Genomic DNA, 10,617 nt, shown 5'->3' with positions numbered 1-10,617 from the left:
GTCGACCAGCGCCTGCGCCAGGCCCTCGCGCGGCAGCCGCCGCGCATCGCTCCAGTCGTGCCGGCCGCCGGCGAAATACAGATCGGGAAGCATGGTGAAGCCGCTCATCGGATTGCCCGCCTCGTCAAAAGCCGCTGGAAAACCGCGCGCAGTGCGAGCGGCATGTCAGCGGGCATTATGACACCGCGGCTTTCCCCTTCCCTTTCCCCTTCCCTTCGGCCTGCCTCTTCGGCCTGCCTCTTCGGCCAGCCTCTTCCGCCTGGTCCTCGACCCTCAGGCCGGCACGCGCGCGTGGAACACCGCGAACCATTGCCGCGCGTCGGTCCAGCAGACCGGATCGGCAAAGCCCGCCTCTTCGAGCAGCGCGGCAAACCCGTCGACGCGGTACTTGTGCGAGTCCTCGGTATGGATGCGCTCGCCGGCATGGAAGGCGCGGCCGCCGCCGGTCCAGTGGACCTCGACATCGCGCACCGCTTCCAGATGCATCCGGATACGCGAACGCTGCCGGTCGAAGCTGGCGACGTGGCGCCAGTCGGCCAACGCGAAGTTGGCATCGATCGCGCGATTGACGTTGCGCAGCACGTTGCGGTTGAACGCCGCGGTCACGCCGAGCGCATCGTCGTAGGCCGATACCAGCTGCGCCTCGTCCTTGACCAGATCGACGCCGATCAGCACGCCGTCGCCCTGCCGCGCCGCCGCGCGCAGCCGCTGCAGCAGCGCCAGCGCGGCATCGGGCGCGAAGTTGCCGATGCTGGAGCCCGGATAGAAGAACAGCCGCCGGCCGTGCCGGATCGGCGCCGGCAGCGCGAGCGGCGCGCACAGGTCCGCGCCCAGCCCCAGCATCGGAATCTGTGGATGCTGCTGCTGCAGTCCGGCCAGCGTGTCGCGCAGGAACTCGACCGAGATATCGAGCGCGACATACTGGGCGGGCCGCAGCACGCCGAACAGCCGCGCCGCCTTCTGGCAATTGCCGGCACCGAGGTCGATCAGCACCCCGCCGCTGCCGCAGCGCGCGCCGATCGCACTCGCATGGGCGGCGAAGATCTCCGCCTCGGTGCGCGTCGGATAGTACTCGGGCAACGCGGTGATGGCCTCGAACAGCCGCGAGCCAAGCACGTCGTAGAAGTGCTTGGGCTGGACGCTGGCGTGCGGAGCCAGCAGACCGTCGATCAGCTCGGCGCGCTCGGCCTCGTCGTCGTGGCGGTACTGCTGCACGAAGGCGAGCGGATCGCCGAAGCGCGAGCGCGCCCTGGCCAGCGACGAGGCCACGGCGGCGGATCGAGAAGGCGGGGAAGACGAGGAAGACGAGGAAGACGATGAGGACGCTGCGGAAGACGGGGACGGTGAAGAGGCGGCGCGCGGTGCGGATCCGTTGTCCTGGCGGAGGCGGCGCGATGGCATACCGATCGGGTCAGCCGGCATAGGGTTCTTGTTCCTTCTGGTCGGTTGATGTGGCTGGATGACACTGGGCACCGCGCTGCGAGCCTTGAGCACTGAGCGCGGCGCAACCCCGAACCCCGGTCACACCGCCGCCGTCTCGGCAAACGCAGCGAACGCCAGCAAACGGCCGGTGTGGGCAGAGGACACGCCGCCATCGCTGTCCGGCGGCGCATCGGCCACTGCCGATCCGGTAAGAATAGGCGCTATCGGGCTCGTCTGCCTGCCCGCCTGCCTCCGACACGCGCGCGGCGCTGTTCCGGAGCCATGGCGGGGCCAAGGCGGGACCAGGGCGGGGCTGGAAGCGGGTAAAGGCGTGGCGCGAGGCCGGGTAAACGCCATTTGCCGCAAAGGCGACAATCGCCATGAACCTCGTTTATAATCCGTGCCCAAGCAAGGCCGACCACGGCCAAGCCCCTTCAAAGGGGAGTAGCTCCAGGGCAGCCCGCCCTTAGCACAATCGTCATTACGAGCGCCGCGCCCATTGCGGCCTCCGGTTGTGCTGACCGTACCGGCGATATCGGCGTTTCGGCAATATCGCAGATCGGTCGAGCAAGACCTTTGCAACCTGGATTCATGGTTTGCAGAGGCTCCCGTCCGCGGCTGCATGACTCCAGGCGAACCGATATTTCACGTTTCCAACAGGAGAGTTCATGGAGTGGCTTACCGATCTGTTCACGATGCAGTTTCTGACGGCACTGCTGTCGATCGTCGTCATCGACCTGGTGCTCGCTGGCGACAATGCCATCGTGATCGCGCTGGCGGCGCGTAACCTGCCGCCGCACCTGCAAAAGAAGGCCATCGTCTGGGGCACCATCGGTGCCGTCGTGGTCCGTTCGGCCATGACCATCGGTGTCGTGTGGCTGCTGAAGATTCCTGGCCTGATGCTGGTCGGTGGCCTGGCGCTGGTGTGGATCGCCTACAAGCTGCTGTCCGACGAAAACGGCGAGGACGAGCATGGCGCCCCGGCAACCACGCTGGCCGGCGCGATGAAGACGATCATCATCGCCGACGCCGTGATGGGCGTCGACAACGTGCTGGCCGTGGCCGGCGCCGCGCACGGCAGCTTCCTGCTGGTGGTGCTGGGTCTGCTGATCAGCATCCCGATCGTGGTCTGGGGCTCGCGCCTGGTGCTCAAGCTGATGGCCCGCTACCCGATCATCATCTACCTGGGCTCCGGCGTGCTGGCGTTCACCGCGGCCAAGATGATCCTGGGCGAACCGCTGGTCAAGCCGTTCTTCGCCGCCAACCCGGCGCTGGCCTGGCTGCTGTATGCCGTGATCATCGGCGGCGTACTGGGCGCAGGCTATATGGTGCAGAAGCGCCGCGCGCCGGCGGTCGAAAGCCAGTAAACGGCATGATGTCGTCCCCGCGCAGGCGGGGACCCAGCGGCTTGCCAAGACGCTGGATTCCCGCCTGAGCGGGAATGACAAAGATCCGATCGAAGGGCGGCTCCATCGGGGCCGCCCTTTTTCATGCCGGCCCCCATCGGAGCGCATCGGCTAGAATGACGCCCTGGCCCGCATGCCGCTGCGCTGCGGCCCTTTTTCCTTTCCGACGCCGATGAAACAGTATCTCGACTTCATGCGCCATGTGTACGAGCATGGCACCGTCAAGGCGGACCGCACCGGCACCGGCACGCGCTCGGTGTTCGGCTATCAGATGCGCTTCGACCTGCGCGAAGGCTTCCCGGTGGTCACCACCAAGAAGCTGCATCTGAAGTCGATCATCCATGAGCTGCTGTGGTTCCTGCAGGGCTCGACCAATGTGCGGTGGCTGCAGGAAAACGGCGTCACGATCTGGGACGAATGGGCCGACGAGAACGGCGAGCTCGGCCCGATCTACGGCTATCAATGGCGTTCGTGGCCGGCGCCGAACGGCGAGCATATCGACCAGATCGCCCAGCTGATCGAGCAGATCCGCAGCAATCCGGATTCGCGCCGGCTGATCGTGTCGGCCTGGAACGTCGGCGACATCCCGCGCATGAAGCTGCCACCCTGCCACGCGTTCTTCCAGTTCTACGTGGCCGACGGCCGGCTGTCGTGCCAGCTGTACCAGCGCAGCGCCGACATCTTCCTCGGCGTGCCGTTCAATATCGCCAGCTATGCGCTGCTGACGCACATGATCGCGCAGCAGACCGGCCTGGATGTCGGCGATTTCGTCTGGACCGGCGGCGACTGCCATATCTACAGCAATCACGAGGAACAGGTGCGCACGCAGCTGGCGCGCGAACCGATGGCGCTGCCGAAGCTGGAAATCCTGCGCAAGCCTGATTCGATCTTCGACTACCGCTACGAGGACTTCGCGCTGGTCGGCTACCAATCGCATCCGGCCATCAAGGCCCCGGTCGCGGTATGACGCTGCTGACGCTGATCGTCGCGCGCGCGCGCAATGGCGTGATCGGCCGCGACAACACGCTGCCGTGGCGGCTGCCCGAGGACCTGGCGCACTTCAAGCGCACCACGATGGGCGCGCCGGTGATCATGGGCCGCAAGACCTGGGAATCGATCGGCCGGCCGCTGCCGGGCCGCCGCAATATCGTGGTGAGCCGCAATCCCGAACTGCGGCTCGATGGCGCGGAAACCGCGTCCTCGCTCGAGGACGCGCTGCGGCTGTGCGTCGGCGTCGAGCAGGTGTTCCTGATCGGCGGCGCGCAGCTCTATGCCGAGGCGCTGCCCAGCGCCGACCGGCTGATCGTCACCGAGATCGACGCCGACATCGACGGCGATGCGCACTTCCCCGACATCGATCCGCAACGCTGGATCGCCACCGAGCGGGAGCGGCATCATTCCGAGTCGAATGGCTTCGACTATGCGTTCGTGACGTACGAACGGGCGCCGGAGTAGTCTGCGGCAGGAATCTGCCAGTGCTGTCGCCGTGCGCACTGCACGGGCGGCACCCCCTCTCCCGCTTGCGGGAGAGGGTTGGGGAGAGGGGCCGGGCGGTTCAAGCCGTGGCGGCATTGGCCAGTGCTGCTGCCCTCTCCCCCTACCCCTCTCCCGCGAGCGGGAGAGGGGAGCCGATGGCAGGCGCCCTTAGTTTCCCGCGTCTCAATTCCCCGCGATCGTCATCTGCTCGATCAGGATCGAGCCCGTCTCCTTGGTGCCGCGCACCAGCGTGTCGGCGCCGATCGCGACGATCTGGCGGAACATCTCGGCCATGTTGCCGGCGATCGTGATTTCCTCGACCGGGTACTGGATCACGCCGTTCTCGACCCAATAGCCCGAGGCGCCGCGCGAATAGTCGCCGGTCACGTAGTTGACGCCCTGCCCCATCAGTTCGGTCACCAGCAGGCCGGTGCCCAGCTTGCGCAGCATCGCCGGGAAATCGTCGCCCGGCTCCGTCAGCTTGCTGGTCAGCGACAGATTGTGCGAGCCGCCGGCGTTGCCGGTGGTCTGCATGCCGAGCTTGCGGGCCGAATAGGTCGACAGGAAATAGCCTTGCACGACGCCATCGCGCACCACGTCGCGGGCGCGGGTCTTGACGCCCTCCTCGTCGAACGGCGCGCTGCCCATCGCGCCCGGCACATGCGGACGCTCATGGATGTCGATATGCGGAGCGAAGACCGGCTTGCCCAGCGTGTCGTACAGGAAGGTCGACTTGCGATACAGCGCGCCGCCCGATACCGCCTGCACGAAGGCGCCCAGCAGTCCTGCCGCCAGCGGGGCTTCGAACAGCACCGGGCAGCGGCGCGTCGACAGCTTGCGCGCATGCAGCCGCGCCAGCGCGCGTTCGGCGGCGTAGCGGCCGATCGCTTCGGGTTCGGCCAGCGCCTCGGGCGCGCGCTTGGACGAATACCAGTCGTCTCGCTGCATGCCGCCGCCGCTGCCGGCGATCGGCGCGCACGAGACGAAATGGCGCGAATACGGATAGCCGCCGACGAAACCGCGCGTGGTGGCCAGCACGAACTGCGAATGCTGCGCCGATACGCTGGCGCCGTCGCTGTTGCGAATGCGCGGCGACACCGCGAAGGCCGCGGCCTCGGCGCGGCGCGCGATCTCGATAGCCTGCTCGGCGTCGATGGCCCACGGGTGGAACAGGTCCAGGTCGAGCGGATCGCGTTCGAGCAGTTCCTCTTCGGCCAGGCCCGCGCAGTCGTCCTCGGCGGTGAAGCGCGCGATGTTGTAGGCGGCCTCGGCGGTGGCGCGCAGCGCGGCCGGCGAGAAGTCCGACGTGCTGGCATTGCCGCGCCGCTTGCCGATCATCACGGTCACGCCGACCACCTTGTCGCGGTTCTGCTCGATCGTCTCGACCTCGCCCTTGCGCACCGAGACCGACAGGCCGCTGCCCTCGGAAATCTCGGTGGCGGCATCGGTGGCGCCCAGTTCGCGGGCGACGCGCAGCACATCGGCTGCCATTTCGCTCAGTTGCGCCTGGGTATAGGTAAAGTGGACGTTCTGGTCGGTCATGAGATCGGACATGCGTAAGTCTGGCCTGGTAGGTCTGGCGAAGGTCGGGCGTGGCGGAGGCGATTCCGGCGGCGAGCCGGGGCGCCGTGGGAGCCGGGAAGGGCAAACGGAAACCCAAACGGGAATCATAGCAAGATAAAATGCCGCCCATGACGCGACATCCCCGCCACTCCCCCGGCGCCGGCTTTCCCGGCGCCTTTGCCCCCGAGCCCGAAGACGATTCGCCCAAGAGCAAGTCGCAGCGCAAGCGCGACATGCATGCGCTGCAGGACCTTGGCAGCGAGCTCGAGGCGCTGCCCAAGGACCGGCTGGCGCGCGTGCCGATGCCCGAGGTGCTCGAAGACGCGATCCGCGAGGCCCGCCGCATTACCAGCCACGAAGGCAAGCGCCGCCAGATGCAGTATGTCGGCAAGGTGATGCGCGGCTTGAACGACGACGAGATCGACGCCATTCGGCGCGCGCTGGACGGCTTCAAGGGCACCAGCAAGGCCGAGACCGCCCGGCTGCATCTGATCGAGCGCTGGCGCGAGCTGCTGCTCAAGGACGACGAGGCGCTGACGCGCTTCCTCGCCGAGCATCCGAGCGTCGACGTGCAGGCGCTGCGCAGCCTGATCCGCAACGCGCGCAAGGAACAGCAGCTGGCCAAGCCGCCGAAGCATTTCCGCGAGCTGTTCCAGGCGATCAAGAGCGCGCTCGAGGCGCGCGAGCAGCCCGGTGCGGCGTCCGCCGCGCCTTCAACCGGAGAGGATCAGGAGCCCGCATGAGCGACCTTGCCCAAACCATCGGCCAGCCCGTGGCTCGCCGCCACCCCGACGAACTTGTCGTCGGCTTCGTGTCGATCTCGGACCGCGCGTCCGCGGGCACCTATCAGGACGAGGGCATCCCCGCGCTGCGCGAATGGTTCGGCCGTACGCTGACCTCGCCGTGGCAGGGCGTGGAACGGCTGATCCCCGACGAACAGGCGCAGATCTCGCGCACGCTGATCGAGCTGGTCGACGTGGCCGGCTGCGACCTGGTGCTGACCACCGGCGGCACCGGTCCCGCGCGCCGCGACGTGACGCCGGAAGCCACGCTGGCGGTCGGTACCAAGGAAATGCCTGGCTTCGGCGAGCAGATGCGCCAGGTCAGCCTGCATTTCGTGCCGACCGCGATCCTGTCGCGCCAGGTGGCGGTGATCCGCGAAACGCCGAGCCGTGCGGCGCTGATCATCAACCTGCCGGGCCAGCCGCGCGCGATCCGCGAAACCCTCGAAGGGCTGCGCGGCGACGACGGCAAGCCCGTCGTGCAAGGCATCTTTGCCGCGGTGCCCTACTGCATCGACCTGATCGGCGGGCCCTACATCGAGACCGACGAGGCCGTAGTCAAGGCCTGGCGGCCGAAGCACGCGATCCGGCAGAAGGGCTGAGCGGCGCCGAGGCTGCCCTCTCCCCTGCGCCTCTCCCGCACGCGGGAGAGGCGGGAGAGGGGAACAACGAGGGCATTTGCCGAGCTCTATCCCTTCCCCCGCTTGCCGGAAGATCAGACACCGAAGGCATCTCCCGCACTCGCTCCCCTCTCCCGCTTGGGGCAGAGGGACACATCGAAAGCACTGGTCGCGCTCGCTCGGCACTCGCTCCCCTCTCCCGCTTGCGGGAGAGGGGCTGGGGGAGAGGGCAGCCCGGAGGCGGGCGCCCTACCGCAGCCCCAGATAGAGCCCGACCGGCACGAACACCACCGCGGCGATATTGCCCAGCAGCACGATCGACGCCACCTGGTCCGGCTCCTGCCGGAAATGGTCGGCCACCAGGAAATTCAGCACGGCCGGCGGCAGCGCGGCGAACACGAACAGCAGGCCGCGCTGCAGCTCGGTCAGCGGCACCACCGCCGCCAGCGCCAGCGCGCAGGCGATGCCGGTCAGCGGGCAGATCACCGCGCCGGCCACCCCCATGCCCCAGTTGCGCAGATTGACGTCCTTCATCCGCACGCCCAGCGCGAACAGCATCAGCGGCACGGTGGCGTCGCCCAGCAGCTTGATCGATTGATAGACCGGATCGGGCAGCGCGAACCACGGGCGCGCCAGCGACAGGCCGACGCCGGCGATCGTCGCCAGCACCATCGGGTTGCGCGAGATCTGCGCCAGCGAGGCATGGCGGTTGACGATCTTCAGCCCCAGCGTGAAGTGCATCAGGTTCGAGGCCGCGAACAGCGCCACCGCCGGTGCCAGCCCGGCGGGCCCGAAGGCGAACACCGACAGCGGCAGCCCCATGTTGCCCGAGTTGTTGAACATCATCGGCGGCACGAAGGTGCGCGGGTCCGCGCCCATCAGCCGCGCCGCGCCGAGCGCGAGCAGGCCCGAGCCGAGCACCACGCCGACCGCGCAGGCCAGCAGCGCGAGCTGGTCGGCCAGCACGAACTCCTTGCTGACGAAGGCCGACACCACCAGCAGCGGCGCGATCACGTCGAGCGTCGCGCGGTTGATGCCCGCCATGTCGGGATGGGCCTTGCGTCCGTACAGCCAGCCGACCAGGATGATCAGGATGACGGGCGTGATGATCGAGACGATGCGCTCAAGCATGGCGGGATGGGGAGGAAGGATCGAGTCGAGCCGCGATGCCCATCGTTCCCGCGCAGGCGGGGACCCAGCGGCTCATCGCAAGTCACTGGGTTCCCGCATCCGCGGGAACGACGAACCGGCTGGGTCAGGCTGCGCCGGTGGAGCCCGCCGCGTCCTGCGCCGGCGCCGCCTGCTGGCTGCTGCGAATGAAATGCGTGCGGTAGTAGCGCAGCTCCTCGATCGACTCGAGGATATCGGCCAGCGCAGTATGCAGCTGCCGCTTGATGAAACCCTTGTGGATCGCCGGCTCCCAGCGCTTGCACAGCTCCTTCAGCGTCGACACGTCGAGGTTGCGATAGTGGAAGAACGCCTCGAGCTTGGGCATGTAGCGCGCCATGAAGCGGCGGTCCTGGCAGATCGAATTGCCGCACATCGGCGACTTGCCGGCCGGCACCCAGCGCTTGAGGAAGGCGAGCAGTTCGGCTTCGGCCTGCGCCTCGGTCAGCGTCGAGGCCTTGACCTTGTCGATCAGGCCCGAGCGGCCATGGGTGCCCTTGTTCCAGTTGTCCATCGCGTCGAGCACGGCGTCGTCCTGGTGGATCACCAGCACCGGACCCTCGGCCAGGATATGCAGCTCGGAGTCGGTGACCACCACCGCCACCTCGATGATGCGGTCGTTCTCGGGGGACAGCCCGGTCATCTCCATATCGAGCCAGACCAGGTTGTTTTCGCTCTTGACCGACTTGACGGCGGGCGGGGCGGAGGCGGGCGCGGCGGCCGGTACGGAGGCGGCGGGGCTGGAGCTTGTCATCGGACTGCGTGAGGATCGGATAGCGGAGGGATGGGAATATCGTGCGTCGGCATCGTGGGCCCTGGCGGGTGTGCCGGCGCGAAGTCATATAATTCTCGCATATCGAAGGCACTAGACCGCCCCACAAGGCAAGGACCCGATGTTCACGCTGCTTTTTCTCGTCGCCCTGGTGGTGATGGTGCTCACCAAACTGTGGCTGGCCGCGCGCCAGGTTCGCCATGTCGGCCTGCATCGCGACACCGTGCCGCCGCGCTTCGCCGATACGATCTCGCTGGCCGCGCACCGCAAGGCCGCCGACTACACGATCGCCCGCACGCGGCTGTCGATGCTCGAGGTGCTCGCCGGCGCCGCCGTGCTGATCGGCTTCACGCTGCTCGGCGGCCTGCACTGGCTGAACCAGTTCTGGTACGGCACCTTCGGCCCCGGCTATGCCTATGGCGTCGCGCTGATCGCCAGCGTCGCGCTGATCGGCGGGCTGGCCGAGCTGCCCTTCACGCTGTACGCGCAGTTCGGCATCGAGCAGCGCTTCGGCTTCAACCGGATGACCTGGCGGCTGTGGCTCGTCGACACCATCAAGATGCTGGTGGTCGCCGCGGTGCTGGGCCTGCCGCTGCTGCTGGCGGTGCTGTGGCTGATGGACCGGACCGGCACGTGGTGGTGGCTGTGGACCTGGATGGTCTGGATGGCCTTCAACCTGGTGCTGCTGGTGATCTTCCCGACCTGGATCGCGCCGCTGTTCAACAAGTTCGAGCCGCTGACCGACGAGACGCTGAAGCAGCGCATCGAAGCGCTGATGCGCCGCTGCGGCTTCGCCAGCAAGGGCCTGTTCGTGATGGACGGCTCGCGCCGCAGCGCGCACGGCAACGCCTATTTCACCGGTTTCGGCGCGGCCAAGCGCATCGTCTTCTTCGACACGCTGCTGTCGCGGCTGAACGCCGACGAGATCGAGGCGGTGCTCGCGCACGAGCTCGGCCACTTCAAGCGGCGCCATATCGTCAAGCGCATCGTCGTGACCTTCGCGCTGAGCCTGGCCTTCCTGGCGCTGCTGGGCTGGCTGTCGACGCAGGCGTGGTTCTACACGGGCCTGGGCGTGCTGCCGAACCTGATGTCGGACAGCCACGCGCTGGCGCTGGTGCTGTTCTTCCTGACGCTGCCGGTATTCACGTTCCTGCTCGGGCCGCTGTCGAGCCTGACCTCGCGCCGGCACGAGTTCGAGGCCGATGCGTTCGCCGCCGAGCATGCCGATGCCGGCCATCTGGTGTCGGCGCTGGTCAAGCTGTACAAGGACAATGCGTCGACGCTGACGCCCGATCCGCTCTACAGCGCGTTCTACTACTCGCACCCGCCCGCGGCGCAGCGCATCGACCGTCTGCTGGCGCACGCATGAGCCGCCCCGCCCGACTACGCGGCGGCGACGCCCAGCGCCG

At 67.7% G+C, this 10,617-nt stretch carries 10 protein-coding genes; 6 read left to right on the top strand and 4 right to left on the bottom strand.

The features are described 5' to 3' along the window. Positions 1-273: 273 nt before the first annotated feature. Positions 274-1,269: an L-histidine N(alpha)-methyltransferase gene (egtD, locus tag B551_RS06275; RefSeq protein WP_006578123.1), complete on the bottom strand. Its 996-nt coding sequence runs from the start codon at positions 1,267-1,269 to the stop codon at positions 274-276. 821 nt (positions 1,270-2,090) lie between these two features. Here egtD and B551_RS06270 point away from each other — a divergent pair. The 3 genes from B551_RS06270 (at position 2,091) to B551_RS06260 (ending at position 4,283) form a co-directional block, all read left to right on the top strand. Beyond that, positions 2,091-2,789, top strand: coding sequence for a TerC family protein (locus tag B551_RS06270; RefSeq protein ID WP_006578124.1), 699 nt, complete (start codon positions 2,091-2,093; stop codon positions 2,787-2,789). A gap of 211 nt (positions 2,790-3,000) precedes the next feature. Next, on the top strand, positions 3,001-3,795 hold the full coding sequence (locus B551_RS06265; protein ID WP_006578125.1) for a thymidylate synthase: 795 nt from the start codon (positions 3,001-3,003) through the stop codon (positions 3,793-3,795). After that, entirely contained in the window at positions 3,792-4,283 is a 492-nt protein-coding gene (locus tag B551_RS06260; RefSeq protein ID WP_006578126.1) for a dihydrofolate reductase, read from the top strand. The genes B551_RS06265 and B551_RS06260 overlap by 4 nt, the downstream gene beginning before the upstream one ends. Before the next feature lie 204 nt (positions 4,284-4,487). Here the strand turns inward: B551_RS06260 and pmbA are convergent, their stop codons facing one another. Continuing rightward, on the bottom strand, positions 4,488-5,858 hold the full coding sequence (gene pmbA, locus B551_RS06255; RefSeq protein WP_006578127.1) for a metalloprotease PmbA: 1,371 nt from the start codon (positions 5,856-5,858) through the stop codon (positions 4,488-4,490). A 137-nt stretch (positions 5,859-5,995) separates the two neighbouring features. Here pmbA and yjgA point away from each other — a divergent pair, with 137 nt between their 5' ends. Continuing rightward, positions 5,996-6,610, top strand: coding sequence for a ribosome biogenesis factor YjgA (gene yjgA / locus B551_RS06250; protein ID WP_006578128.1), 615 nt, complete (start codon positions 5,996-5,998; stop codon positions 6,608-6,610). Further along, a complete protein-coding gene (gene mog, locus B551_RS06245; protein WP_006578129.1) occupies positions 6,607-7,251 on the top strand; it encodes a molybdopterin adenylyltransferase in 645 nt (214 codons plus the stop codon). The genes yjgA and mog overlap by 4 nt, the downstream gene beginning before the upstream one ends. Before the next feature lie 267 nt (positions 7,252-7,518). On the opposite strand, the gene B551_RS06240 is transcribed toward mog, so the two are convergent. Next, entirely contained in the window at positions 7,519-8,400 is an 882-nt protein-coding gene (locus tag B551_RS06240) for an AEC family transporter (protein ID WP_006578130.1), read from the bottom strand. Positions 8,401-8,524: 124 nt separating this feature from the next. After that, complete coding sequence (gene orn, locus B551_RS06235; RefSeq protein ID WP_006578132.1) at positions 8,525-9,190, bottom strand: oligoribonuclease; 666 nt, start codon at positions 9,188-9,190, stop codon at positions 8,525-8,527. A gap of 139 nt (positions 9,191-9,329) precedes the next feature. On the opposite strand from orn, the gene B551_RS06230 reads away from it, so the two are divergent. Next, positions 9,330-10,577 (top strand): M48 family metallopeptidase, encoded by a 1,248-nt coding sequence (locus B551_RS06230; RefSeq protein WP_006578133.1) that lies wholly within the window; start codon positions 9,330-9,332, stop codon positions 10,575-10,577. The last annotated feature ends 40 nt before the right edge of the window (positions 10,578-10,617 follow it).

This window comes from Cupriavidus sp. HPC(L) (assembly GCF_000307735.3).
Taxonomy (GTDB): Bacteria; Pseudomonadota; Gammaproteobacteria; order Burkholderiales; family Burkholderiaceae; genus Cupriavidus.
This window is presented reverse-complemented; position numbering and strand designations above follow the sequence as displayed.

Bases quoted from the DNA above. Each gene is read 5' to 3' on its own strand.
- B551_RS06270 (WP_006578124.1), top strand. From the start codon at position 2,091: ATGGAGTGGCTTACCGATCTGTTCACGATGCAGTTTCTGACGGCACTG.
- B551_RS06265 (WP_006578125.1), top strand. From the start codon at position 3,001: ATGAAACAGTATCTCGACTTCATGCGCCATGTGTACGAGCATGGCACC.
- B551_RS06260 (WP_006578126.1), top strand. From the start codon at position 3,792: ATGACGCTGCTGACGCTGATCGTCGCGCGCGCGCGCAATGGCGTGATC.
- pmbA (WP_006578127.1), bottom strand. From the start codon at position 5,858: ATGTCCGATCTCATGACCGACCAGAACGTCCACTTTACCTATACCCAG.
- yjgA (WP_006578128.1), top strand. From the start codon at position 5,996: ATGACGCGACATCCCCGCCACTCCCCCGGCGCCGGCTTTCCCGGCGCC.
- mog (WP_006578129.1), top strand. From the start codon at position 6,607: ATGAGCGACCTTGCCCAAACCATCGGCCAGCCCGTGGCTCGCCGCCAC.
- B551_RS06240 (WP_006578130.1), bottom strand. From the start codon at position 8,400: ATGCTTGAGCGCATCGTCTCGATCATCACGCCCGTCATCCTGATCATC.
- orn (WP_006578132.1), bottom strand. From the start codon at position 9,190: ATGACAAGCTCCAGCCCCGCCGCCTCCGTACCGGCCGCCGCGCCCGCC.
- B551_RS06230 (WP_006578133.1), top strand. From the start codon at position 9,330: ATGTTCACGCTGCTTTTTCTCGTCGCCCTGGTGGTGATGGTGCTCACC.